The 24,327-nt window shown below is 61.3% G+C and carries 21 protein-coding genes and 1 pseudogene; 7 read left to right on the forward strand and 15 right to left on the reverse strand.

The window, feature by feature from the left end:
• Positions 1–11 precede the first annotated feature (11 nt).
• Positions 12–1,418: a YfcC family protein gene (locus ACUN9V_RS16485; protein WP_445512187.1), complete on the reverse strand. Its 1,407-nt coding sequence runs from the start codon at positions 1,416–1,418 to the stop codon at positions 12–14.
• Between the two features lie 208 nt (positions 1,419–1,626).
• The gene (locus tag ACUN9V_RS16490) at positions 1,627–2,772 is read right to left on the reverse strand and encodes a M42 family metallopeptidase (RefSeq protein ID WP_445512188.1); all 1,146 of its coding nucleotides are present in this window, start codon (positions 2,770–2,772) and stop codon (positions 1,627–1,629) included.
• Positions 2,773–2,890: 118 nt separating this feature from the next.
• Here ACUN9V_RS16490 and ACUN9V_RS16495 point away from each other — a divergent pair, with 118 nt between their 5' ends.
• Together ACUN9V_RS16495 and ACUN9V_RS16500 are read left to right on the forward strand one after the other, a co-directional pair.
• Positions 2,891–3,793 carry a polysaccharide deacetylase family protein gene (locus ACUN9V_RS16495; protein WP_445512189.1) on the forward strand — a complete coding sequence of 301 codons (903 nt, stop codon included), beginning with the start codon at positions 2,891–2,893 and terminating at the stop codon, positions 3,791–3,793.
• Positions 3,790–4,467 (forward strand): YoaK family protein, encoded by a 678-nt coding sequence (locus ACUN9V_RS16500; RefSeq protein WP_445512190.1) that lies wholly within the window; start codon positions 3,790–3,792, stop codon positions 4,465–4,467. The genes ACUN9V_RS16495 and ACUN9V_RS16500 overlap by 4 nt, the downstream gene beginning before the upstream one ends.
• Before the next feature lie 54 nt (positions 4,468–4,521).
• Here the strand turns inward: ACUN9V_RS16500 and ACUN9V_RS16505 are convergent, their stop codons facing one another.
• Together ACUN9V_RS16505 and ACUN9V_RS16510 are read right to left on the reverse strand one after the other, a co-directional pair.
• The gene (locus ACUN9V_RS16505) at positions 4,522–5,895 is read right to left on the reverse strand and encodes a Na+/H+ antiporter family protein (protein ID WP_445512191.1); all 1,374 of its coding nucleotides are present in this window, start codon (positions 5,893–5,895) and stop codon (positions 4,522–4,524) included.
• A 195-nt stretch (positions 5,896–6,090) separates the two neighbouring features.
• Positions 6,091–7,743, reverse strand: a complete 1,653-nt coding sequence (locus tag ACUN9V_RS16510) for a glucan biosynthesis protein (RefSeq protein WP_445512192.1) — start codon at positions 7,741–7,743, stop codon at positions 6,091–6,093.
• Positions 7,744–7,941: 198 nt separating this feature from the next.
• On the opposite strand from ACUN9V_RS16510, the gene ACUN9V_RS16515 reads away from it, so the two are divergent.
• Positions 7,942–9,213 (forward strand): alpha-hydroxy acid oxidase, encoded by a 1,272-nt coding sequence (locus ACUN9V_RS16515; protein WP_445512193.1) that lies wholly within the window; start codon positions 7,942–7,944, stop codon positions 9,211–9,213.
• On the opposite strand, the gene gloA is transcribed toward ACUN9V_RS16515, so the two are convergent.
• On the reverse strand, positions 9,210–9,743 hold the full coding sequence (gene gloA / locus ACUN9V_RS16520) for a lactoylglutathione lyase (RefSeq protein ID WP_445512194.1): 534 nt from the start codon (positions 9,741–9,743) through the stop codon (positions 9,210–9,212). The two genes, ACUN9V_RS16515 and gloA, sit on opposite strands and share 4 nt — an antisense overlap.
• A gap of 244 nt (positions 9,744–9,987) precedes the next feature.
• Here gloA and ACUN9V_RS16525 point away from each other — a divergent pair, with 244 nt between their 5' ends.
• Both ACUN9V_RS16525 and ACUN9V_RS16530 read left to right on the forward strand, forming a co-directional pair.
• A complete protein-coding gene (locus ACUN9V_RS16525; RefSeq protein WP_445512195.1) occupies positions 9,988–10,521 on the forward strand; it encodes a C40 family peptidase in 534 nt (177 codons plus the stop codon).
• Between the two features lie 258 nt (positions 10,522–10,779).
• Positions 10,780–11,418, forward strand: a pseudogene (locus ACUN9V_RS16530) (peroxiredoxin); the annotation flags it as partial.
• 170 nt (positions 11,419–11,588) lie between these two features.
• On the opposite strand, the gene ACUN9V_RS16535 reads toward ACUN9V_RS16530, so the two are convergent.
• Positions 11,589–12,449, reverse strand: a complete 861-nt coding sequence (locus tag ACUN9V_RS16535; protein WP_445512196.1) for a glycine betaine ABC transporter substrate-binding protein — start codon at positions 12,447–12,449, stop codon at positions 11,589–11,591.
• Positions 12,450–12,621: 172 nt separating this feature from the next.
• Positions 12,622–12,828, reverse strand: a complete 207-nt coding sequence (locus ACUN9V_RS16540; protein ID WP_445512197.1) for a hypothetical protein — start codon at positions 12,826–12,828, stop codon at positions 12,622–12,624.
• A 256-nt stretch (positions 12,829–13,084) separates the two neighbouring features.
• Here ACUN9V_RS16540 and ACUN9V_RS16545 point away from each other — a divergent pair, with 256 nt between their 5' ends.
• Positions 13,085–13,639, forward strand: a complete 555-nt coding sequence (locus ACUN9V_RS16545) for a flavin reductase family protein (RefSeq protein ID WP_445512198.1) — start codon at positions 13,085–13,087, stop codon at positions 13,637–13,639.
• 25 nt (positions 13,640–13,664) lie between these two features.
• On the opposite strand, the gene ACUN9V_RS16550 is transcribed toward ACUN9V_RS16545, so the two are convergent.
• Genes ACUN9V_RS16550 through ACUN9V_RS16560 form a run of 3 tightly spaced genes read right to left on the reverse strand, consistent with a single transcriptional unit; the run spans position 13,665 to position 16,435 of the window.
• Complete coding sequence (locus ACUN9V_RS16550; protein WP_445512199.1) at positions 13,665–14,684, reverse strand: histone deacetylase family protein; 1,020 nt, start codon at positions 14,682–14,684, stop codon at positions 13,665–13,667.
• A gap of 36 nt (positions 14,685–14,720) precedes the next feature.
• Positions 14,721–15,665 carry a 2-hydroxyacid dehydrogenase gene (locus ACUN9V_RS16555; RefSeq protein ID WP_445512200.1) on the reverse strand — a complete coding sequence of 315 codons (945 nt, stop codon included), beginning with the start codon at positions 15,663–15,665 and terminating at the stop codon, positions 14,721–14,723.
• 2 nt (positions 15,666–15,667) lie between these two features.
• Entirely contained in the window at positions 15,668–16,435 is a 768-nt protein-coding gene (locus ACUN9V_RS16560) for a class II aldolase/adducin family protein (protein ID WP_445512201.1), read from the reverse strand.
• 170 nt (positions 16,436–16,605) lie between these two features.
• Between ACUN9V_RS16560 and ACUN9V_RS16565 the strand changes: the two genes are divergently transcribed.
• Positions 16,606–17,298 (forward strand): GntR family transcriptional regulator, encoded by a 693-nt coding sequence (locus tag ACUN9V_RS16565; protein WP_445512202.1) that lies wholly within the window; start codon positions 16,606–16,608, stop codon positions 17,296–17,298.
• Positions 17,299–17,351: 53 nt separating this feature from the next.
• Here the strand turns inward: ACUN9V_RS16565 and ACUN9V_RS16570 are convergent, their stop codons facing one another.
• The 5 genes from ACUN9V_RS16570 to ACUN9V_RS16590 all read right to left on the reverse strand — a co-directional run bounded on the left by ACUN9V_RS16570 (position 17,352) and on the right by ACUN9V_RS16590 (position 24,219).
• The gene (locus tag ACUN9V_RS16570; RefSeq protein ID WP_445512203.1) at positions 17,352–20,540 is read right to left on the reverse strand and encodes a type I restriction endonuclease subunit R; all 3,189 of its coding nucleotides are present in this window, start codon (positions 20,538–20,540) and stop codon (positions 17,352–17,354) included.
• 108 nt (positions 20,541–20,648) lie between these two features.
• Positions 20,649–21,566: a nucleotidyl transferase AbiEii/AbiGii toxin family protein gene (locus ACUN9V_RS16575; protein WP_445512204.1), complete on the reverse strand. Its 918-nt coding sequence runs from the start codon at positions 21,564–21,566 to the stop codon at positions 20,649–20,651.
• Complete coding sequence (locus ACUN9V_RS16580) at positions 21,556–22,332, reverse strand: type IV toxin-antitoxin system AbiEi family antitoxin domain-containing protein (protein ID WP_445512205.1); 777 nt, start codon at positions 22,330–22,332, stop codon at positions 21,556–21,558. Before ACUN9V_RS16580 ends, ACUN9V_RS16575 begins: the two co-directional genes overlap by 11 nt.
• Before the next feature lie 147 nt (positions 22,333–22,479).
• Positions 22,480–23,457 (reverse strand): DUF4357 domain-containing protein, encoded by a 978-nt coding sequence (locus ACUN9V_RS16585; RefSeq protein ID WP_445512206.1) that lies wholly within the window; start codon positions 23,455–23,457, stop codon positions 22,480–22,482.
• Between the two features lie 36 nt (positions 23,458–23,493).
• The gene (locus ACUN9V_RS16590; RefSeq protein WP_445512207.1) at positions 23,494–24,219 is read right to left on the reverse strand and encodes a restriction endonuclease subunit S; all 726 of its coding nucleotides are present in this window, start codon (positions 24,217–24,219) and stop codon (positions 23,494–23,496) included.
• Between the last annotated feature and the right edge of the window lie 108 nt (positions 24,220–24,327).

Below are 24,327 nucleotides of genomic sequence, written 5' to 3' on the forward strand. Positions count from 1 at the left end.
CCCTGGCGGCTTCAGGCCGGCCCCCAACCGATCGCGACGGCGATCGCCAATATCACCCAGCTCAGCAGAAATGCCTGCAGCAGCATCGGAAAGAAGAAGCGCACCCAGACGTCATAGGGCACGCGTGCCATCGCCAGCATGGCAAGGGTGCCACCCGAGGTGGGCACGATCAGGTTGGTCAGGCCATCGCCGACCTGGAATGCCAGGATCGCGGTCTGCCGGGTCATCCCGATCAGATCCGACAGTGGAATCATGATCGGCATCGTTGCCATCGCCTGACCGCTGCCGGAGGGAATGAAGAAGTTGATGACCGAGTGAACCAGCGTCATCGCCAGCGTCGACACGAGTACCGGCATGTGGCCCAGCGGTTCGGCCAGCGTGTGAACGATGGTGTCGCCGATCTGGCCCTGTTCGAGCAACACCTGCAGCCCCCTCGCCAGACCCACCAGCAGTGCGCCGGTCGTCACCGAGGCCGCGCCCTCGAAGAAGTAGGCATTGATCTTTGACGCCGGCAGCCGCGCCATCAGCCCCGCCACGATGGCGATCGCCAGGAAGGTGGCGGAGATCTCGTCAATGTACCAGCCGTGGCTGAACACGCCGTAGAGCATGATCGCCAGACCGATCACAAACGTGCCCAACACCCGATAGTCACGGCCATTCAGGCGATAGTCGGCGAGCGGCTTGCGCAGCGAGCTGCCCTCTTCCTCGGCATCGCGCAGCAGCGTGGCATTGGCATCGCGTTTCAGCCGCTTCATGTAACGGCTGGTGTGATGCGCCAGCAGGCAGAGCGCCCCGATGCACAGCACGCTACGAAGGCCGGCCCCGGAAAACAGCGGCAGTTCGGCGATCTGGTCCGACACGCCGACGGTATAGACGTTGATCGGCGATGTCGCGAAACCGATGCCCACGCCGCCCAGCGCGATGCTGGTGCCGACCAGTCGATCACCGCCCATCGCCCGACCCAGCAGTACCGCGATAGGGATCAGCGCGATGTTGTTCTCGTAGCCGACCGCGACACCGAGTGCCCCGAAGACGAAGGTCATCAGCCAGATCAGCGGCACCGGATGCTCCGATCCCAGGCGTTTGACCAGGGTGCCGACCATGTTTTCCAGCGCGCCAGTCGCTTCGAGTACGCGGAATAGTCCGCCGCCGATCAACACCACAATGATGATGCTCGCCGCCTGAACCATGCCCAGCGGCACGACATGAAAGACTTCTAGAAAGGAAGGTGACGCGGCGTCGATCAGATGGAAGGTGCCGGGAATGACCGCACTACGGCCATCGATCTCGTGCCGATCGAAAGTCCCGGCGGGGACGATCAGCGTCAGCGCCCAGACCACGATCAACAGACAGAAAATCAGAATGGCTGGATGCGGAATGCGTTCGTACCAGCGCAGAGTGCCGGTCGCTTTTGCCATGAGAACCCCCAGACGATGTTGTTGTTGGTGACGTGGTGTTCAGATTCTTGATGACGCTCGGATTTTGACGGTGCTTAGATTTTAACGGTACTTAGATTTTGACGATGCTTAGATTCTGTTACTGCTCAGATGTTGACGGTGCTGGTTTTTAATGACGCTACGTCGACTTGCCGGCCCGAGCTGTTGGCCCGGGCCGGCATCACGTCACTCAATCGAAGTAGCTGAAGGTCTCGCCGGGCTTGATGTCGAGCAGGGTGTGGTAGATCAGCTCGATCACGTTCTCGACGTCCTGCTTGTGGACCATCTCGACGGTGGTATGCATGTAACGCAGCGGCAGCGAGATCAACGCCGAGGCGACACCGGAATTGCTGTAGGCGAAGGCGTCGGTATCGGTGCCGGTGGCGCGCGAGCGCGGCAGGCGCTGGAACGGAATCTTCTGCTCGGTCGCGACCTTGATCAGGCGCTCGCGAAGCTTGTTCTGAATCGCCGGGGCGTAGCAGATCACCGGGCCGTCGCCGATCTTGTTGGCGCCCTCGCGCTTGGGTTCGATCATCGGCGTCGAGGTGTCGTGGCTGACGTCGGTGACGATGGCGACGTTGGGGTTCAGACGCTCGGCGATCATCTCCGCGCCGCGCAGGCCGACCTCTTCCTGCACCGCGTTGACGATGTAGAGACCGAAATCGAGCTTCTGCTTGCGCGCCTTCAGCAGCCGCGCCACTTCCGCGATCATGAAGCCGCCGATGCGATTGTCGATGGCACGGCACACGAGCTTGTCGCCGTTGAGGATGAAGAATTCGTCGGGATAGGTGATCACGCAGCCGACGTGTACGCCGAGCGCTTCGACCTCATCCTTGGTGCTGCAGCCGACATCGATGAAGATATTGTCGAGCTCGGGCGGCTGTTCCTTCGGACCCTGACGGCGGGTATGGATCGCCGGCCAGCCGAACACGCCGTGAACGATGCCATTGTCGGTATGGATGTTGACCCGCTTGGACGGGGCGATCTGATGATCGCTGCCGCCATTGCGGACGACGTAGATCAGGCCGTTGTCGGTGATGTAGTTGACGTACCAGGAGATCTCGTCGGCATGGCCTTCGATCACCACCTTGTAGTCGACGTCGGGATTGATCACGCCGACCGCGGTGCCGTAGGTGTCGGTGATGAACTCATCCACGTACGGGCGCAGGTATTCCATCCACAGCTTCTGCCCTTCCCACTCGTAGCCGGTGGGCGAGGCGTTGTTGAGATAGCGCTCCAGAAACGTCATCGCTTCTGCATTGAGCGGCGTGGCGCCACGCTTCGTCGTCTTGGTGGTTTTAGCGGTCTTGGGGCTCTTGTCGGTGCTTTTACTCATCCATCTTCCCTAACGAGTCATGAAGGTGACTCTAGCTTAGCAGCCTATGAAGCGTGATTGCCTCATCGGTCTCGTTCGCGTCTACGCTAGTGGTCCCACTCGATCTGGAGAGACAAGGATGACTCGCCGCCCGCTACGCCACCATCAACGCTTCGATTACCGCGCCATCACCGACAGGGACACGTGGCGCTGGCCCGGCGATACCGACCTCGCCGTCTATATCGGTTTTAACCTGGAGCATTACGCTTTCGGCGAGGGGCGTGGCGTGGGGATCGCGCCACCAGCCCCGGAGGGCGAACCGGATGTGCTCAATTATGCCTGGCGCGATTACGGCAATCGCGTCGGCGCGTGGCGCTGCCTGGAACTCTTCGAGTCGCTGAACCTGCCGATTGGCGTGATCGCCAACACCTCGATTCTCGATCACTGCCCGACGCTACTGGACGCGTTCCAGGCGCGTGGTGACGAGCTTATCGCTCATGGTCATACCAATGCCGAGCGCCAAGGCCAGATGAGTGAAGCGCAGGAACGCGAGCTGATCCACGACTGCCGGGACCGGCTCGCCGAACGCTATGGCGCCACGCCAAGTGGCTGGTTGTCACCCTGGATTTCGGAGAGCGAGACGACGCCCGACCTGCTCCGCGAAGCGGGATTCGGCTACTCCCTCAACTGGGCCCACGACGACCGCCCGATCACCATGCAGACGGCTCACGGCGACCTGTGGTCGATCCCCTACCCGCAGGAGCTCAACGACATTCCGACCATCTCGACCCATCGCGTCTCGATGGACGAGTTCACGACGATGATCCGCGATCAGTTTCGGGAACTGCTGGAGCAGTCACGCCGACAGCCTCTCGTCATGGGCATCGCGTTGCATCCCTGGCTCGTCGGGCAGCCATTCCGGTTGCGCCAACTACGCGAGATAATGACCGAGCTGGCCGATTACCGGGAGTCCCGCGGCGTCTGGTGGACGACCCCAGGACGTATCGCCGATCACGTCAAATCCAAGGTATCCCAACCGTGACACCGATTCGCAAGACGAGACGAATAGCGCCCAAACCCATCCCCATCCAGGCCTTTGCCCTGCTGTTTGTCGTGTCGGGGGCGACCGATGCACTGATCTATCGCCACAGCCGCGATCTGCTGGCGGTCTATATGACCGGCAACACCTCTCACGTGGGGCAGCATCTGGCGATGGGCGACTGGGCAGGCGTCATGCCGCTTCTTGCGGTGATAGGCGCGTTCTTTGGGGCCACGACCCTGGCCGCCTGGCTCGGAGACCGAACCGACCAATGGCGTGCGACGCTCGTCATGCTGCTCACCGCACTACTAATCGCCCTTGCGTTCTCCCACGCGGTGGCCGCTGGCTACACCCTGGTGACCGTGGTCGCGATCGCCGCCGCCATGGGCACGCTCAATCAGGTCAGCGCCAAGGAGTCCGGCGTCACCTTTCTGACCGGGGCGCTGGTGAGAACCGGCCGAGCGTTGGCTGCGGGACAGTGGCGAGCGTGTCTGGACGGCCTGTTGCGCTGGGTGGCGCTGATCACCGGCGCCGCGATTGCCACGGTGCTCGACGACCGTTACGGCAGCCATAGTTTACTGTTCGTGGTCGCCGCACTGGTGTGCGGCGCCCTGCTGACGACCTGGAACGCCGTGGCCCACCGCCAGGCAACGCGCGAAACGCCGCTGGCCGAGTGAGCCAAGTGCGCGATGCCAGACGAGATCGATCCACCACTGACGCCGAAAGACCGCTCAGAGCATCATCGCCGCGATCCAGCCGAACACGAGTAGCGGCACGTTGTAGTGCAGAAAGGTCGGCACCACGCTGTCCCAGATGTGGTCATGCTGGCCGTCGGCATTGAGTCCGGCGGTGGGGCCGAGCGTGGAATCCGAGGCCGGCGAGCCGGCATCCCCCAGCGCCGCGGCCGTACCGACGAGCGCGACGGTCGCCAGCGGCGAGAAGCCGAAGCTCAGCGCCAGCGGCACGTAGAGCGAGGCGATGATGGGAATGGTCGAGAACGACGAGCCGATGCCCATGGTAATGAACAGACCCACGATCAGCATGATCAGCGCCGCCAGCCCCTTGTGGTCGCCGATCATCGCCGCGGAACTCGTCACCAGGCTGTCGACGGAACCGGTCGCCTGCATCACCCCGGCGAAACCGGCGGCAGCGATCATGATGAAACCGACCTGGGCCATCATCCGCATGCCTTCGGTGAAGACATCGTCCTGTTCGCGCCAGCGAAACACGCCGCTGACCGACAGCAGCGCGAAGCCGAACAGCCCGCCCAGCACCATCGACTCGGTAAGCAGTTGAACGACAACGGTGCCGACGAGGGCAAGCGCCAGCACCAGTTTCTGCCAAGGCTTGAGACGTTGGCCGGCCCCTTCGAATCGAGTCTGGGCCTGAACTTGGACGGGCTCGGGGTTCTGACCGACGAGCGAACGGTCTTCGTAATCCCGTGGACGACGATAGCTGAAGAACACCGCGACCAGCAGCCCCAGTGCCATGCCGCCGATCGGTATTGCCATCGCCAGCGGCACCTGCGCGGCCTCGATATGAAGGCCGAGATCCGCGCCGCTGGCGTTGAGGTTGCCGAGCAGGATGTCGTTGAGAAAGATCGCCCCGAAGCCCACCGGCAACAGCATGTAGGGCGCGGTGATGCCGAAGGTGATGACGCAGGCCACGGCCCGCCGGTCGAGCCTGAGACGATTCATCAGCACCAGCAGCGGCGGCACCAGAATCGGAATGAAAGCGATATGCACCGGGATCAGGTTCTGCGAGCTGATCGCGGCCAGCAGCAGACAGCCCAGCAAACCCAGCGTCACCTTGCGGCGGCCTGCTCCGACGCCCTCGAGATGAAATCGCTCGACGGCGCGGCGAGCGAGCCCCTGGGTAATCCCCGAACGCGACAGCGCTACCGCAAACGCTCCCAGCACTGCATAGGAGATGGCGACCGTCGCCCCGTTACCCAGCCCGCCGTTGAACGCCTCGAGAATCCCGTCCAGCGGCATTCCCGCATAGATTCCGCCCACGAGTGCCGCAACGATCAACGCAAACACCACCGAGACCCGCGCCAGACTCAACGTGACCATGATCAGAATGGCCAGCACCACAGCATTCATGAATCGCCTCTTTTCAAACCGTGAACCCTGCCTGCCGAGCCCTGCCGCCAGACGAAGCCGCCGATGATATCGGCCCCGCCAGTGAACGCCAGGAAAAATCAGAAAAAAGCGGATTGCCGCAAACGAAACGGGGCGGCCAACTGGCCGCCCCGTTCGTGATGTCCTTCTATCGTCGTTGCTAGTGCCTTGGCGTTATCAGCTGGCAGCCGGATGCGCGGGATAGTTTCTCTCTTCCGGCGGGGTCGGGAAGTACTGATAGAGCCAGGTTTCGCTCACCGCCCTGTCATCGGCGGTCAGGTTCAGGCGCATGTTGATCGGGTCGGTGGAATCGCTGGTCGGGTACCAGTCGAACTGGATGCGGAAGCCGTCGATTTCCTCGACCCACAGAATCTCGAGCTGCTTGACGTCGCCTTCGGGCACGTCGAGCTGGGTATGGATGCCGATATCGTTGTCGTAGAAGTGCTTGAGCTGACCGCCGATGAAATCCACCGCGATGCGCTTGGCCCAGACTTTGGGGTAGTGCTCTCCCGGCGCCCAGCCCTCGGGGAAACCGCCGATACCGGTGAAGGTCTTGCGTACCCGAGCCAGATCCGGCTTCACCGGCGGCTGCGCGCTCCAGTGGAGCTTGTAGCCGTAGCTCAGCGTCTGCCCCGGCTCGATCGGCTGCTCCGGCTTCCAGAACGCCACCACGTTGTCCATGGTCTCGCCGGTGGTGGGAATTTCGAGCATCTGGATTGCGCCCTTGCCCCACTGGCCCTTGGGCTCGACCCACAGGCTCGGACGCTTGTGATAGTTGCCGACGATGTCTTCGTAATGGCTGAAGTCGTGATCCGTCTGCAGCAGCCCGAAGCCCTTGGGGTTGTCGTCGGCAAAGGTATTGAACTGGACCCGCGGCGGATTGTTGAGCGGCCGACAGACCCACTCGCCGTTGCCACGCCACATCGACAGTCGATCGGAGTCGTGAATCTGCGGGTGGAAGGTCAGGCACATGTCGCGCTGCTGGGTACCGCAGCTGAACATGCTGGTCATCGGCGTGACACCGAGCTGGGCGATCGTTTCGCGCGGATAGAGGTGCTTGTCGATATCCATCACCACGCGATCGTCCTCGCAGTGAATGACGAAGCGATAGGCGCCGGCCAGGCTCGGCGAATCCAGCAGCGCATAGGCGGTAAACGTGGTCGCGCCTTTCTCGGGCGTCTCGAACCAGAACCGGGTGAAGGCCGGAAACTCCTCCTTGTTGCCGTCGCTGTAGGTATTCACGGTCACGCCACGCGCCGAGAGGCCGTACTGATAGGTGTCGTCGACCGCGCGGAAATAGCTGGCACCCAGAAACGAGACGATATCGCGCTCGGTCAGCGAGGGCTCCTTGAACACGCGGAATCCCGCGAAGCCGAGATCGCCCTGGCCTTCGAGCTGCGATACGTCGACATCGGCCTTCGAGTAGTCGAACAGATCCGGGCGGAAATGGATCTCCTTGGCCTTCTGGGTATCGGGATCGATCGAGTACATCCGCACCGGCTGGTTGAACGCCATGCCGACATGGAAGAACTGGATATCGAGCGGGCCATTCATGCGCTTCCACAACGAATGGTCGGGATCGTAGCCGATGGCGTTGTACTGCTGCGGCGTCAGATTGGCGAGCGTCGGCGGTAGCTGCTCGACGTTGCTCTGATAGGCCTTGGCTGCCAGGCCCTTGGCGAACTGCTGTAGCCAATCGAAGCTGAACGCCTCGGACTGCCCATCGGCGATACCGCTGGAAGCCCGCGCCGCCGCAAACAGCGGGGCCGAGGGCAGACCATACCAGGCGGCCAACGCGATGGAGCTCTTCAGCAGGGTTCTACGATCCATGAACACGCATCCTTTAGTGAATTGCCGTCGATGTCGCAGCATACCCGATCGTCGCGAATCAGGCTGCCTCGGGAAGAATCTCCTATCAGACGCCATCGCGCTGGCGGGGTTCCGTCCCTCGCCGTTGGTGGAATCGCCGGAAAACGAGTGGCGTGCTAACGTCGACCGCATCGTCATCCGCCGACCGCGAGAGGCCCCGTGAAACGACGCTACTCCTCCCATTACCGCTGGCGCCGCGCCCAGAACATCGATGAGCTTGCATGGATGGCGCGTCGCCGACTCCCCGCCTTCGCCTGGGAATATGTCCACGGCGGTTCGGAAGACGAGATCACCCTCGGCGACAACCGTCGCGCCTTTGGCGCCTGGGGCTGGCAGCCACGCACTCTGGTCGATGTCGAAGCCCGCGACAGCCGAACCCGGCTGCTGGATGGCCCCGCCGAGCTGCCACTGGCGATCGCGCCCACCGGCTACAACGGCATGCTGTGGCGGGACGGCGATATCGCCCTGGCAAGGGCCGCAGCCAGTCGCGGCATCCCGTTCACCCTGAGCACGGTCTCCTGCGCCAGCCTCGAGCAGATCGCCGCTGCGGTGCCGGCGGTGAGGCTCTGGTTTCAGCTCTACGTGCTGGACGACGAAGCGGTTCGCAACGACATGCTCGAGCGGGCGAAACACGCCGGCGCCGAAGTACTGATGGTCACCACGGACACCGTGGTGCTGGGGCGTCGCGAATGGGATTCGAGAAGCTATCTCAACCCGCGGCGTCTGGCGTGGCCTTACCTGCTGGACGCCGGTCTGCATCCGCAGTGGGCCTATCGCGCGCTCTGGCCCCAGGGATTGCCGACGCTGGGCAACTTGATGAAATATCTGCCCAGGGAGCAGCAGAGCGCGGGCAGCGCCGCTGGCTACATCAATCAACGCATGACCCGCCGGCTGACCTGGGAAGTGCTGGCCGATATCCGCAAGCGTTGGCCCGGCAAACTGCTGATCAAGGGAATCCTCAACGCCGAGGATGCGCGCGAGGCCAAGCGCATCGGCGCCGACGGCGTGGTCGTCACCAACCACGGCGGCCGCCAGCTCGACGGCGCACCGGCGACGCTGGACGCCCTGCCCGAAGTGGTCGACGCGGTAGGCGATACGATGCACGTGCTGCTGGATAGCGGCATTCGACGCGGCAGCGACATCGCCAAGACGGTAGCGCTGGGCGCCGAGGGCGTGCTGTGCGGACGCGCCACGCTGTACGGCCTGGCGCTCGGCGGCGAAGCGGGCGCGGCCCACGCCATCGATCTGCTCAAGGATCAGCTGCACAACGTGATGGCCCAGCTCGGTCGCCCCACGCTCAAGCAGCTCGACGACAGCTGTCTGCGCCGTTCACCCTATGCATCCAGCCGGAGCGATCCACCCCAGCGAGATTCATCCCAGCACCCAAGCAACGCCCTGCCGAGTGGAGAGACGCCGGGCGATATGCCCTAGGCTCCCAGACCTTTCGACAGCGAGGGCTGGACGACTTCGATCCAGTAACCGTCGGGATCCTTGACGAAGATCACGTTCTTCATCTTTCCCTGGTCCGAGCGCTTCTTGAATTCGACGGCGTTGGCATCGAACCACTGCTCTGCCGCTGCCAGATCCGGCACCGAGAAGCAGATATGCCCGAAGCCCTGCGGCTCGGCGTTGCCGTCGTGGTAGCTGAGGTCGGGGTCGTTCTCGCTGCCCCAGTTGTGAGTCAGCTCCAGCACGCCTTTCTGCGAGAAGGTGTAGGCGGTACGCTCGCCGTCGTCCTCGGGGATGGCGCTGTCGTCGTCGACCCGCGCCAGAAAGTAGAGCGTGAACTGCATCTCGGGGAAATCGAGCTTGCGCAGCAGGCGCATGCCGAACACGCGGGTATAAAACGCGAGCGAGACCTTGGGATCCTTGGCCCGCAGCATGGTGTGGTTGAGCACGAAACCCTGGCTGTCGGCGGTGGCGGGCTGCACGCCGGGAACCTGATCTTCGGCGATCGTCATGGAACACTCCTTGGGCTGACGATGAAAAGACGGACTGAAGACGGATGATGACGACGTCGTGGGCGAAGGCATCGCTGAAAGAGATGAGGGCACCGCCCGGCCGTCACAAGCGTCGGCGTCGATGCCGGTCATGTCGGTGACGGACCCGGCCGACGACTTTGCGCTACCCGGACTCTGCTCTACACTCGGTTGAAACCGGCAAACAGGGCCCACGGGCATGGCGACAGGCACGATTCCCCACCCCATGGCGCAACGCGCTGTCACACCTCGAACCCGCGCTTGCCGACCGCCGGCTGTTTCTCGCCTAAGCCTGTTATTCACCGGGCTGCTTTTGCTTCTGCTGGCCGGCTGCAGCACGCAGAAGGCGATCGTCACTCGCGACGACGGACCCGCCATCGATGGCAACAATCTTTCCATCGACCGCATTCTGGTGATGTCGGCGGCCAAGGATGCGCTCGGCACGCCTTATCAATGGGGCGGCAGCACGCCCCGGGGCTACGACTGCTCGGGACTAGTTCAGATGGCCTACGGCAAGATCGGCATCTCGTTGCCACGAACGTCCAACGATCAGTTTCACGCCCTGAAAGAGATCGATGTCGCCCGTCCCGGTGATCTGCTGTTCTTCGGCTCCGGCAGCCACGCCACCCATGTCGGCATCTACATGGGGGATCGCCAGATGATCCATGCCCCCGGCAGCGGACGAACCGTCAGCGTTTCGTCGCTGGATATCCGCTATTGGCGCAAGCACTACCTGGGCGCGGCCGCCCCCACGAACTGAGCGGATCATCGTAGCCCGCGCACGGGTCCGAGTGTGTCAATCGGGACCCGCATGTGAGGGAAAAACCGCCGCGCCCTTGAGATATCGGATCTTGGCTACCACGTTAAAGACACGTCACTCATCCATGTTACAGATACATCGCACGAGCGCGGGCATGTCGTTATGGCTATCGATTGTTTCACAGCGCCGCTCTCGCTCGTCATGATGAGCATTCGACTCTAGGCTTCGAACCGAGGCCGCCAACGGCAACAGGAGAAAGTCATGGCTTTGCAACTTGGCGATACCGCTCCCGATTTCACCCAGGAAAGCACCGACGGGCCGATCAGCTTTCACCAATGGGCCGGCGACAACTGGGTCATCCTGTTCTCCCATCCGGCGGACTTCACCCCGGTCTGCACCACCGAACTGGGCGAAGTCTCGCGTCTCAAGCCGGAATTCGAACGTCGCAACACCAAGGCAATCGGCCTCTCCGTCGATCCGCTGGACGATCACACCCGCTGGGTCGGCGATATCGAGGAGACCCAGGGCTGCGGGCTCAACTTCCCGCTGCTGGCCGACGGCGACCGCTCGGTGAGCGAGGCCTATGGCATGATTCACCCCAACGCCAGCGGTACCAATACCGTGCGTTCGGTGTTCATCATCGACCCGGCCAAGAAGGTGCGCCTGACGATCACCTATCCGCCCAGCACCGGCCGCAACTTCGCCGAGATCCTGCGCGTGCTGGACAGCCTGCAGCTGACCGACGGCTACAAGGTCGCTACACCGGTCAACTGGCAGGACGGTGACGACGTCATCATAGTGCCCTCGATCGACAACGAGAAGGCCAAGGAACTCTTCCCCAACGGCTGGGACGAGAAGAAGCCCTATCTCCGCGTCACCAAGCAGCCGAACAAGTGATCGTGATGGCATGGCGTCGGTAACGCCATTCAATAACGATACTTGGCAGAAACGGCAACGCCCGCACTCTTTCGAGTGCGGGCGTTTTTGTGAGCGGCGGTGCGGGTTACCGAAAATCTTTCAGTAATCCGTGCGCAAGATAGCTCGGGAAAACGACGGTGAGCCGACGCTCAGCCGTTGTCATCTGCCGCCAGCCAGCCGTCGACCAGCTTCCGATTCTCTTCGATCCACTGGGCCGCGCCATCATCGGGATCACCGGCTTTTTCGATCGTCAGCATCAACTGGGAAAGCTGCTCCGGCGTCATGTGCCAGGCGTCGAGCATCTTCGCGACGTCGGGATGCGACGCGGCGAAGCCCTGATGCGACACCCATTTGATCTGCTCGCCGGCGCTGTAGGTCTTCTTGGGGTCCTTCAGCACTTTGAGATCGTACTCGGCAAACGCCCAGTGGGGCTGCCATAGCGTCACGGCGATCGGCTCGTGGCGCTGATAGGCATCCTTGAGCTGCGCCAGCATCGCCGACTCGCTGCTGCTCAACTGGCGAAACGGTAGCGAATACTGCTCGATGGTGGCATCGGTTTCGCTGGCGATCGACGAGCCGGGTTCGATGCCGAAAATCGTCGATTCCCCCTGATACTCGAAATCGTCGGCATGCGCCTTGAGCTGCTCGATGGTATCGATATCTTCGACATAGGCCGGCACGACCAGCGCATCCAGCGCATCGTCGTACCAGGTGTCGTGCAGGCTGATCCGCTCTCCATAAGGCTTCAGATATTCGGAATCGCTTGGCAGCCAGACTTCGAGAGACACATCGATATCGCCCTCCGCCAGCCCGCCGAACAGTACCGGCTTGGAGACTTCACTCAGCGATACGTCGTGCCCTTTTTCGTCGAGCAACTGCTGCCACATGTGCGAGATGGCGATGTTTTCGGCCCAGTTATTGGTGCCGATGGTAACGCTATCCGCCGCGTTAGCCTGGGCGGCCACACTGCAGAGGACGGCGCCGATCAGGGCGGTCTTAATTGATTGCATGAAAATCCTGTCCTTGGCCTCGGGGCGTCGTCACCGTGAGCAGCAAACGGTGCCACGGCAGGATTTCATCATAGCCGACGATGGCGTTGGCGTGGGTTCGTAGCTCGCAAAAAACGCACCTGATCCGAGGGACCGGGTGCGTCGATATCACTGTGCTACGGGTAAGCGCTCGTCAGCAACGCGTGCAGTGCTTGAGCGTTTCGGCCTCGTCACATTCGAGGCGTGGCGCTGATCGCGGCAGTGCCGACGACCGGCGCGGCGGAGGCAGCAGCGCATGCGGGCCAATCAGCGTCATCAGCATGGCGCGCACCACGTGCGCGAGCACGTAGACAACGACGGCCATAATGATCAACGCCTTGATGCGCCCTGAAATCTTCACGCTGCTTCTCCTTGAATAAAGGTGGCCGGATCCTAGATGAAGGAGTCCGGGTGGGATGGCACACAGGATATAACCACAAGATTGTGACGAAAAATTGAAGGCATCGATAAGCGGTATGCGAGTCATCGATGCCAGAGGTGTTTATCAGAGGCCTTTGCCAAAGATCTTAGCCAGAGGTCCTTGCCAAAGATCTATGTCAGAGGTCTTTGCCAAAGATCTATGCTGGAATCACACTATCGGCAGAGAGGAACGTCGCTTGAGATCATTCAAGACCGATTTCCCGCTGGATCAAAGCCGCTGCCATCTGGAAACCGGCCCCATCGTGCTGGTCGGCTCCCAGTGGCAGGGCGAACGCAATCTGATGGTGATGGGCTGGCACATGATGCTCGGCTTCGCGCCGGCACACTTCGGCTGCCTGATCACCGCCGGCAACCATAGCCACCGGCTGGTGCGCGAAAGTCGCGAATGCACGATCAACGTGCCGACGCTGGATCTGATCGATGCCGTGGTCGGCGTGGGCAACAGCGATGGCGACGACATCGACAAATTCGAGGCGTTCGGGCTGACCCCGGTCGCAGGAGACGAGGTCTCGGCCCCGCTGGTCGCCGAATGCTACGCCAGCTTCGAATGCCGGCTGGCCGATGATAGCCAGATCGACCGCCACGAGCTGTTCATCTGGGAGATCGTCAAGGCCCACGTCGACACCTCGATCGAGCTCCCGCGGACGCTCCACTACCGTGGCCACGGCCGCTTCATGGTCGCCGGCGACGAGATCGACCGATCGAAGGATTTTCGGATCCAGAATCTCTAGGCGGCTATTCTGCGAAGCCGATCTGTCACCGGCCCGATAACCCTTCGAAGAAGCTCACCGCATTCGCCTCGAGCCCTTCCAGGTAGTAGCCGCCCTCCTGCACCACCAGCGTCGGCAGGTCGAGATCGGCGATGGCGCGGCCCAACTTGCCGAATCCCGGCGTGGAGACCGACACCTTGGCCTGCGGGTCTTTCTCGTGGATATCGAATCCCAGCGCCAGCACCAGCGCATCCGGTTCGAACAGCCGAATGGTCTGACAGGCTTCCTCGAGACGCTCGAAGAACACCGACTCCGGTGAGCCATGGGGCATCGGCAGGTTGAGGTTGTAGCCGAGGCCATCGCCCCGCCCGCGCTCGTCTTCGAAGCCGGTGACCGCCGGGTAGAAGTTGGTGGTGTCGCCATGGATCGAGATGTACATCACGTCATCGCGCTCATAGAAGATCTCCTGCACGCCCTGGCCGTGGTGCATGTCGGTATCGAGTACGACGATGCGCGGATAACGCGAAGTCAGATGCTGCGCGGCAATAGCGGCGTTGTTGAGAAAGCAGAAGCCGCCGGCGGAATCGATACCCGAATGATGCCCCGGCGGGCGCGATAGCGTGTAGGCGAAGCGGTCACCGCCGAGCAGGGCTTCGGCACCGGCCACCGCGCTCTGGGCCGCCCAGTAGGCGGCCTGCCACGTGTGCTGGCCCACCGGCGCACTGCCATCGGCCAGGTAGCGCGCGGTCTCGGCGAGAATCCCGCGCAGCGCATTGGGCGAGCGCACGAAGATGCTGGAGATCACCTCTTCGCCCCAGTCCTCGTCGAGCTCGTGCCAGCGCCGATAGGCGCTCTCGAGGAAGCGCAGATAGGGCAGCGAGTGCACCGCCCGCAAGGGGGCGACCCCATGATCCGCCGGTTCCTGAATCTCGAAGCCGAGCCGTCTGGCCGCCGCCAGCAGATGTTTGGCGCGATCGCGAACTTCCTGGGGTTCACGCATCCTGCCGCGGGAAAAATAGGTCTGCGGCTGGTGCAGAAGTTGGTCGTCGTGAAAAAAGGTCTTCATCGATGTTGTCCTTGTCATACGCAGCCCACCTGATCCTCAATAGCCCGCGTGGCGATCCACGATGCTTGCCGGCAGCTGGCCGTCATCCAGCCGCGCCATCGCTTCGGCGACCTCGTGGGCCACCTGAGTCGGCGTCGAATCGCAGGCATCGTGCGGGGTCACGACGATCCTGTCGTGGCGCCAGAAAACATGATCTGTCGGCAGAGGTTCCACTGCAAACACATCCAGCGATGCCGCCGAGAGCTGCCCGCTATCGAGCGCGGCGAGCAGGTCGGCCTCGATGAGCTGCTCGCCGCGGCCGACATGGATCAATACGGCGCCGGTCGGCAGGCGAGTGAACAGCTCGGCGTTCAGGATGCCGCGAGTTTCCGGCGTCAGCGGTAGCAGGTTGATCAGGATCTCGCTGCGCGCGGCGAGCTGAGCGAGACCCTCGTCACCACTGAAGCCCGTGATACCTACCGGCAGATTGCGCCCGCTACGCGAATGGATCGCCACATCGTAATCCAGCGCCTTGAGTGCCCGCGCGACGGCCCCGCCCATCTTGCCGGCGCCCAGGAGACCGACGCGCACGTCACTGGCATCGCGCTTGGGCAGGCGCTCCCAGTACGCCTGTCGCTGATGGGTCAGGTATTCGCCAAAGCGCCGGTGGTGCCAGAGCACGTGCCAGGTCACGAAACCCGCCATCATCTGGGACTGGGATTCACCGGCAATCCGCATCAGCGGGACGTCGCCGGGCAGACTCGCGCTGGCCAGAATCCCGTTGACGCCGGCGGCGATAGACGAGACCAGGCGCAAGTTAGGGTAAGGCCGAAAATCGTCGGCGCCCGGGTCCCAGGCCAACGCGAAGGTGACTGCCTCGGGATCGGCGACATCCTGCGGCAAGGCAAGATGAAACTGCGGCGTCGCCTGCTCGAACGCCGCGATGTATTCGGTCATGATCTCCGGAGAACCCAGCAGGACGCCGCAAATTTTTCGCGCCATGCTCAGCCCTCGAAATCCGGCTGAATGCGCTTCAGCAGGCGCAGGTAGGCGTCCCACTCCGGATCGTGGTCGGTGACGCCGTGATCCGAATCCCACGCTTCATATTGCCGGGCGGTGTGCTCGGCAAGCGCAGGGTCGACACGGCGAATCTCCATGCCGCTACCCATCAGCGCGAGCTGCGCCTGACAGCTGCGCTCGAGGTTGTGCATCCGTTTGAACGCCTCGCCCACGGTGCGCCCGCACACCAGCATGCCGTGATTGCGCAACACCATGACCGGCTTGTCGCCGAGATCGGCCACCAGACGCTCGCGCTCGGCCAGATCCAGCGCGATGCCCTCGTAGTCGTGATAGGCGGTACGCCCGTGAAACTCCATCGACCACTGATTCAACGGCAGCAGCCCCTCTTCCAGACAGGAGACCGCCACCCCGGCGACCGAGTGCGTATGCAGCACGCAGTGCACGTCCGGTCGCGCTTCATGGATCGCACTGTGAATGGTGAAGCCGGCCTTGTTGACGCCTGCGCTTTCCGGGTCATCGATCACGTTGCCCTCGAGATCGATAGTGACCAGATTGGCCGCGGTCACTTCCTCGAAACGATAGCCGTAAGGATTGATCAGGAAGTGTTCCTTGCCCGCCTCGGCCCGCGCCGAGATATGCGTATAGATGCTGTCATCGAGCCCGAAGTGGGCGATCAGTCGATAGGCGGCCGCCAGATCGCGGCGCGCGTCGGACTTTGTGGTAGCTCGGGAGGTATCGGTCAGCGTATCCATCTCGCTCTCCTGGTGGGCTCGATCCGGGTTGCGCATCGGGCAATCGTGACTGGGCTGTGCTGCAGGTAAGCTATCAGGCCATTCTCAAACTGTCGACACTCGACAGTCGACCCAAGTGCGGTTTTCAGCGATAGTGCCACGGTCGGTAACCGCCAGCCCAACGAGATGACATGACGACGACCACGCGGGGATTTGCCACCATCCAGCAGCGCGATCTGGTCAATCAGATCGCCGACATGCTGACCGAAGCTCTACTGAAGGGAGAGTTTGCGCCGGGCATGCATCTGGCCGAGGCGCAGCTGGCGCGGGACTTCGGCGTCAGCCGGGCCCCCGTCCGCGAGGCGGCACGCCTGCTCGAAAGCCGCGGCATGCTGGTGTCGCAGCCGCGGCGCGGCTTCTTCGTGCGCACCTTCAATGCCGCAGAACTCGACGACGTCTACGATCTGCGCCTGTGTCTCGAGCGTCATGCCGTTCGCCTGCTCGCCGACAAACTGACGGCCGAGATGGAAGCGTCGCTCGACGCCCAGCTCGAGACCATGCGCCGCGTCGCCCGAGACGGCACCGCCGTCCAGCAGATAGAGGAGGACGTCGCCTTTCACCGCATGCTGTGCGAGTTCAGCGGCAATCAGCGGCTGGTGCGGGTATTCGACGAGCTGTGCCACGAGATGCGTTTCTGCATTCTGCTGATCGGCCAGCTCTACGACGACCCCGCACAGGTCGCGGAAAGCCACCAACCTGTCATGGACGCGCTGCGGACACGAGATCCGGATGCCTGCGAGGCGGCGATCGACTACCACATCGGCATCGCCCAGCAGCGGGTGGTGGAGATGTTTAGGGAGCGGGAGGGCGGAGGCGAAAGGTAGCTCTGCGCGCTATTTCGAAGACGCACTAAAGCTTTCGCGACTCGCCAACAACTTCAAAATGAGCAATGCAAATTGCCTGCCTGTTCATTCTCTAGCAGCGGCATGCTGAGCTTCTCGTGATCGTTCATGGCGTCGAGCACGGCATCGGTAATGCGCTTGGGAAACAACCCGTGCATCACCTGATCCTGACTGTGAGTTTTTACCTGGGCCATCACCGCCTCGTCACGCTCGATACGATCAGCGATGCCGTTGGCAAAATGCAGCTTGTCATCATCACTGACCTCGGCACCGTAGAGATCATTGAGCCGGTCGATGATCTCGGCCAGGCGCTGCTTTTCAGGATCGTGGGGTTTGCCGGAGCCCACCGCGCTGACCGGGGTTAGCCCGTAGTCGCCCTCGGCCTCTTCCAGCCGCAGACGTTTCTCTTCGCGCTTGGTAAAGCGGTAATGCGTCAACTCCAGCTCGCTGACGTCGACGCCTTCTTCTTCCAGCAAACGGTCAGTTCTCAGTAGCGGATAAAGTCCACGCGCGAAGACACAGAGCTGCTCGAGCTCGGCGTCGTCGAAATGAACGATCTGGCTGAGGAATTCGTAGCTGCGCACGAAGCTGTTCAGGTTCTTGCGGAACAATTCGAGTTCGTCGCGGGTGGTACCGGCGTCCTTGAGCTCCTGCTCGGCACGTTTCAGGCCCTTATCGTCGCCATTGCGCTCGGCGGTCTGGTGAGCCTCGTTCCAAGCCTGAAACTGATCCAGAGCCAGCCGATAACGCTGTTTGAAGCGTTCCTGCGCCGGCCGGCAGTGGTAGCTGAGACTGGAGGCAGACGCCTTGGGATCGAAAAACGCCCTGGCGAAGGCTTCCACCTCCGGCCACTGATAGATACCACTGGCATCCAGAGTGCGCTGGAGGTCGTAGACCACCTGCGGATCGGAGACATCGGCCAGCTCGGCTTTGCGATAGTAGGTCGCGAAGGCGTCGAGAATATCCTGTTCGTCGTTATAGAAATCGAGAACGAAAGTTTCTTTGCCGGGGAAAAGGCGGTTGAGCCGCGAGAGGGTCTGCACGCAGTCCACGCCCTGGAGCTTCTTGTCCACGTACATGGCGCATAGCTTGGGCTGATCGAAGCCGGTCTGGAACTTGTTGGCCGCGATCATCACGTTATAGTCTTCGGTATCGAATGCCTCGCGCATGTCACGTCCATTGAGCCCCGGATTGAGCCGTTGACTGGTCTCCGTCACCTCTTCGGGGATCGCCTCGTCCGGCGGCACGCTGCCGGAGAACGCCACCATCGGATGAACGTCGTCGTAACGCTTCTCCTGGATGTACTCACGCATCGCCAGTTGATAGCGCACCGCCTCCTGCCGACTCGACGTGACCACCATCGCCTTGGCCTGCTTATCGAGTAAGTGATGCACGTTCTTACGATAATGCTCGACGATCACTTCGACTCGCTGCGCAATGTTGTAGGGGTGCAGGCGAACCCACTTCGCGAGCGTCCGTGACGCCTTTTTGGAATCCACCTCCTGCTCCTGACCATCGGGATGGGCGAGCTTCCACGCCGTGCTGTATGTCACGTAGTTCCGGAGGACATCGAGAATGAAGCCCTCCTCGATAGCTTGGCGCATGGAGTAGAGATGGAACGGCTGAGGCTTGTTCTCGATGCTGGCTGGCAAGTCCGGCTCCGGTCTGTGCCCGAACAGCTCGAGTGTCTTGCCCTTGGGCGTCGCAGTAAAGGCGTAGTAGCTGATGCACTCATTGGGCCGGCGCGAAGCGACGGCAGCATCGAGCATGGCCTCGGCGGTTATTTCCAGCTCGCCGTTGCCCTCGCGCTCTTCCAGCTCGCCGTTATCGTCCCCATCCATCGATTCGCCGGCGGCGGCCAGCAATGCCTTGAGCTTGCTGGCCGAGCTGCCGGTCTGCGAGGAATGAGCCTCGTCGGCGATCACCGCATAACGGCCCTCGGCCAGCCTGGGGCGTTTTTCCAGAGCATCGAAGAGCGCCGGGAAGGTCTGGATCGTGACGATGATGATTCGCGTGTTGCTGGCAAGCGCTTCGGCAAGTTGTTCCGACTTGCTCTGGTTGCCGACCTCACGGGTGATCGGGCAGACCACGCCATGGGCATGCTCGAATTGATAAATGGTTTCCTGAAGCTGGCTGTCGAGCACCGTACGGTCAGTGATCACGATCACCGAGTTGAACAGTTTCCGGCCATCGTCTGCATAAAGGCTGGCCAGCTGGTGAGCCGTCCAGGCAATGGAATTCGACTTGCCGGACCCGGCGCTGTGCTGCACCAGATAGCGCTGCCCGGCGCCCTCCGCCAACGTGGAATGAATCAACCGATTGACCACGTCCCATTGATGGTAACGCGGGAAGATCAGTGTCTCTTTCGTACTGCGACGACCATGGAAGTCTTCAGTCGTCTTCTGCTCGAGATGCAGAAAACGACCGAGAATCTTCAACCAGGCGTCCGGCGCGAAGACCTGCTCCCATAGGTAAGCGGTGGCGTAAGTCTGATCATCATCTGGCTGTGGATTGCCGGCGCCGCCCGCTTCCGTGCCGCGATTGAACGGCAGAAAGAAGGTGTCCTTGCCGGCCAGCTTGGTGGTCATCGCCACCTCGGCCTGACTGACGGCGAAATGGACCAGGGCACCACGTTTGAATGCCAGCAGTGGCTCCGCCTTACGGGTGACCGGATCCTTGAGCGGGCGATCCTGACGGTACTGGCGCTTGGCATTCTCGACCGTCTGCTTGAACTGGCTCTTCAATTCCAGCGTCGCCGTGGGAATGCCATTGACGAACAGCACCAGATCCAGGCGCGGGTCATAGCCTTGTCCAGCGTCTTTGTCTCGAGCGTTAGGGGAATAGGAAACTTCCGGCACCACGCGCAAACGGTTGGCGCGGTATCGGGCCAGCGAATCCGGATTCATGCCGTGATCGGGCTGAAAGCTGCATAGGTCGAATTTGACGCCTGGCACCTTGAAGCCATGACGCAGAACGTCGAGCGTGCCGGCCTGCTCCAGTTCCCGCACGACCTTCCGCACGAATACGGTCTCGGATGCCTGCGGATTGTTCTGGCAGAACTTCTCCCAGCGCTCTGGCCAGGCTTCCTGCACGTAGCCAAGCAGATCCTCGGTATAGAGCGCCGTATGGCGGTCATAGCTCCCGGCGCCGCCGGTTTTCCAACCACCAGCCACCATGGCGTCGATGATGTCCCGCTGAAAATGGGCTTCTCTGCTGTCCGCCATGTCATCCCCTGCGCTCGGCGTGATCGTTAGCTGCGTTCGTTTCGTAACAGACTAGCGTTTCAAAAGGTTAAGAAGGAAGCCAGGATATAGAGCTCATGGATGAGACTGTCACTGAAGACCGCTCAATGCCTGCTCCAGTGACTCAAGAGAGCGCCGGTGCTTTTCCTCGCTCATCCGCTGGATATTGGCAAGCTTCCAGCGCACCGCCGGTAGCTGATCGACACCGTAGATCGATAGAAGCGACCAGTCTGGCTTTCCCTGCTTGAACGACAGCAGAAAGCGAACGTCGTCATCGGTGATCAGCTCCCCCAACCGGGCCAGTAATGCCCTACGAGCCGCCTCCAGTTCCGCCAGTGGAACCTCGGTTCGCGCCATACCGGCAAACTCTTGGTGGTAGATGGCATCCAGCGGCTGCAGCCGCGGATTCAGCACCTCGTTCAAGGGGCGCGGATGACCGAGCAGATAAACCAGAAAACCCTCGAAGATGCTCCGATCCAGACCGTTCTGGTCGAGCAGTTGCTTCACATCGAAGAGATCCCGGGGATGCTGACGATCCAGCGCCGCACAGAGCTTACCGCCGTACAAGTCAGGTAGCGAAACCACCCGCACGGTGGCAAAGCCGTACTCGTCTTCCACGGCCTCGACAACATCGCGCTCTTCGGGCGGGTGTACGGTTCCGCGCAGTACGGGAGATACTTCGATCTTGACCTGGCTCTGACCCCGGCGCACTAAGACTCGAAGCTCGTCCCGACGGTTGTCCTGAAGATCGGCCCTCGCGCCCGGAACTCGATCACTGATCGCCCGAGCCAGACGCTGAAGCGCGTGGCGGCAGCGGGGCAGCGCTTCCTCGCGAGGCTCCAGCGGCAGATAGGCGAGATCGATATCGACGGAGAGTCTTGGCAACGGCTGAACGAACAGATTGATAGCCGTACCGCCCTTGAGCGCGAAGCACGGCTCGTCATTCAGAAACGGCAGCAACGAGACCAATAACCGCACCTGTTCGTGGTACCTCGGCTCAATGGGCATCAACGAACGCCTCCGGCACGGTCACCTGGAACTCCCTATCCAGTTTGCCGCCCAGGCAGAGCTGACGCTTGCCATGGCCGAGATCCAGCCGATCCAAATCCAGCCGCCGATACCAGGCATGGCCTGCGTGACGCGCCAACACCAGAAACGCGCGCTTGGTTCGCACCGAGCGACATCCTTCCAGCAGGGTCTGCAAGCGTCGTGGACGCAGCGTGTTGAGTCCATCGAACGTATCCACCAGCTCGCTGCTGAACAATAGCGCGTTCGGCGTCACAGCAACCCACTCCAGGATAGCCCGCTCGGGCGTCGAGATCGTCAGAGCGAACGCTTTGCCCGACGGCTCGACCCGCTCGAAGCTGCCGACAAGCGACGGAGGCAGGCTGCCATCGGTGTGAAACGCGATTCGCCCCGTCCAGTCGGCGTTTTTCAGCCAGCCGGGGAGCCGAGTCGCGGTTGCGCCAAACAGATGCATCGCCCCGTTCCCTAGCGGTAGATAGTGCGAAAACCCCTTCAGTGCCAGCGCCGTCTGGCCGCCCGGCCAGAAGCAAGGGAATTCCGACTCGCCGCTCGACTGCAGCGCGAAGACCGCGCTCTCCCAGGAGAGAGGATCACCGGCACGGCAGTAGGCACCGTGCCCCACGCGCTGTAACCAACCGCTACTGGCAAGCTTGCGCGCCTGATCCGAGCTGACGCCATGCGCGGCAAGCCACGCCGTCGTCACGATGGCGCCATGCGGGATCTGCTGCCAGAGATGGTTTATTTTCATACCTAAAAGCGGCCTTAACCGGCGATTCATTACCTCAAGGTAAACCAGTATGGTTTGTCTTAAAACATGAAAGCGGCATCTAGGGCCGTTTATTAACCTATGGGTAAACTGAAAGCCGTAATCGGCTGCCGTAGGTGACACTGAAAATCAGTCCAGAGTCGATTTGGATCCCGTTTCTGTCGCCGCAGCACTTACCTGCTGATCCTGCCAATCGGCGTAGGACTGCCCGGTAGCCTCAACTTTCCAGTCTACGCGGCCGTTGGCTCCGCGACCTGCAACGACGGCAGCAGCGGCATTCGGGCTCGTGAACCCATAGTCACGGCTGAACTTCTTGAAACCGTTCCCATCGTCCGTCATGACACCTTCATCGCAAAGCTGGCTGTAGAGATGGCGATAGTTGTTGCGGGGATCTATCCATTCACTCCTGGCCAGAGAACCTTCGAGAACGACGAATTCACCATCAAGCTCTTGAGCGAATGCAACGATGCCATGTCTTCTCACTTCCATTTTCAATCGTGGGGTTTCTGCTCCTGGTGATTCGAATTCTGGCTGCGTGGACAGCCACTCCTTTTGCTTCTGGCTAGAGGACTTTGCAGTATTTCGGAGAATGTCGAACCCCAACACCGGCAGCACGGTACGGATCTGCTCAGCGAAGAATGCCATATCGGCGCGATCGGACTCGGGCAGGTTGATGTACTCATGGGCAGTGCCGTTGATCAACTTGCAACGGCCGACGTTGCCCGCGTTCTTGATCAGCAGGCTCTCCAGATATTTGACGTGGGCCTTGGTCAGGTTCTGGTCCTTACTGGTGATCAGACAGACCCGTTCCCAGAAATCCTTGCCGCCACCCGGCCCGGCCACTTCCGGGCGGTTGTGTTGTTTGAGCCGCGTGCTGACATCGTCGCTTTCGCCGATGTAAACCAGCGGTCGCAGGCTGTTGTCCGGATCCGGCCCGACCAGAAAATAGATACCGGTACGCCCGCACTCCGGGCGCTGAACCAGCTCACTCAATTTGGTGCGTGGCCCGGTCAGAACGTGGCCGGTCCAGTTCATGATCTCGGCAGTCAGCAAACCATTGGGCGTACCATCCACCAGAAAGAGTCGAATACTGCGGCCCTGCGTCATCATCATTCCTTGTTATTGGGATTCGGCTATCCGAGTTCAGCTATAGGTGGCGTGCGCTTCGGCGACCATTGGTAGCTCCGGTTGTTCGATCGATTGCTCGGGCTGCCAGTGGCGGACATCGATCTTGCCGGTAACGGCGGCGGAAATTAAAGCACAGCGACGTTCAAACAAAATCCCTATGGTATTTTCGGCTTCATCAATTAATTCGCTAAATTGGCTTTTAAGGACTGAAACCTTAATATCAATCATTTCTTGCTCATTAGAAGGTGGTACAGCTATCGGAATATCGTAGACCTGTTCAACCCGAAGATGAGAAACGGTGCTGCCATGCGACACGCTGTCTATATAGCGAGAAAAGCAGTCAGAAGTTAAAAAATCGAAAATAAAACGAGTGATCTTGTTGTCACTTGGAATGATGTTCATCATTCTTTGGCCCAAGCATAGAGGTACGTCCTCGGGTACCAAGCAGACCTCTCCTGCGGGAGCTTCACGGGTGAACAAGATTGATCCTTCAGGCGGAATACCTCTCTGCGTCCAGACCCTAAAATCTTCTTCATTTGTGTAAAACGCACCAACAACGCTAAGACGCTGCTTTTTCACATTCGATGTTCTTACAACCAAGAATGTCCCATCATCGTAATAAGTTGGTGTTCGATTCTTGCAGTCGACGATGCGAGAAATAAATTTTAGGCGTGTTACCTCCCAATGCACCGGCACTTCACCCAACCACTCCACGCCAGAGTCGGCGGTCTCAAGTTCCAAGTGCAACGCTATTGAAGGGTGCTCGGTCCGCCGACGGATTTCTTGAGCACCTCGGCGTAGACTTCCAGTGGGGTTCGCCAGTCCAACGTCTGGCGAGGCCTTGTGTTC

Source organism: Salinicola sp. V024, assembly GCF_052645315.1.

Excerpts from the sequence above, each read along its gene's own strand:
- ACUN9V_RS16485 (WP_445512187.1), bottom strand. The coding sequence starts at position 1,418 with ATGGCAAAAGCGACCGGCACTCTGCGCTGGTACGAACGCATTCCGCAT.
- ACUN9V_RS16490 (WP_445512188.1), bottom strand. The coding sequence starts at position 2,772 with ATGAGTAAAAGCACCGACAAGAGCCCCAAGACCGCTAAAACCACCAAG.
- ACUN9V_RS16495 (WP_445512189.1), top strand. The coding sequence starts at position 2,891 with ATGACTCGCCGCCCGCTACGCCACCATCAACGCTTCGATTACCGCGCC.
- ACUN9V_RS16505 (WP_445512191.1), bottom strand. The coding sequence starts at position 5,895 with ATGAATGCTGTGGTGCTGGCCATTCTGATCATGGTCACGTTGAGTCTG.
- ACUN9V_RS16510 (WP_445512192.1), bottom strand. The coding sequence starts at position 7,743 with ATGGATCGTAGAACCCTGCTGAAGAGCTCCATCGCGTTGGCCGCCTGG.
- gloA (WP_445512194.1), bottom strand. The coding sequence starts at position 9,743 with ATGACGATCGCCGAAGATCAGGTTCCCGGCGTGCAGCCCGCCACCGCC.
- ACUN9V_RS16525 (WP_445512195.1), top strand. The coding sequence starts at position 9,988 with ATGGCGCAACGCGCTGTCACACCTCGAACCCGCGCTTGCCGACCGCCG.
- ACUN9V_RS16535 (WP_445512196.1), bottom strand. The coding sequence starts at position 12,449 with ATGCAATCAATTAAGACCGCCCTGATCGGCGCCGTCCTCTGCAGTGTG.
- ACUN9V_RS16550 (WP_445512199.1), bottom strand. The coding sequence starts at position 14,684 with ATGAAGACCTTTTTTCACGACGACCAACTTCTGCACCAGCCGCAGACC.
- ACUN9V_RS16555 (WP_445512200.1), bottom strand. The coding sequence starts at position 15,665 with ATGGCGCGAAAAATTTGCGGCGTCCTGCTGGGTTCTCCGGAGATCATG.
- ACUN9V_RS16560 (WP_445512201.1), bottom strand. The coding sequence starts at position 16,435 with ATGGATACGCTGACCGATACCTCCCGAGCTACCACAAAGTCCGACGCG.
- ACUN9V_RS16565 (WP_445512202.1), top strand. The coding sequence starts at position 16,606 with ATGACGACGACCACGCGGGGATTTGCCACCATCCAGCAGCGCGATCTG.
- ACUN9V_RS16570 (WP_445512203.1), bottom strand. The coding sequence starts at position 20,540 with ATGGCGGACAGCAGAGAAGCCCATTTTCAGCGGGACATCATCGACGCC.
- ACUN9V_RS16575 (WP_445512204.1), bottom strand. The coding sequence starts at position 21,566 with ATGCCCATTGAGCCGAGGTACCACGAACAGGTGCGGTTATTGGTCTCG.
- ACUN9V_RS16580 (WP_445512205.1), bottom strand. The coding sequence starts at position 22,332 with ATGAAAATAAACCATCTCTGGCAGCAGATCCCGCATGGCGCCATCGTG.
- ACUN9V_RS16585 (WP_445512206.1), bottom strand. The coding sequence starts at position 23,457 with ATGACGCAGGGCCGCAGTATTCGACTCTTTCTGGTGGATGGTACGCCC.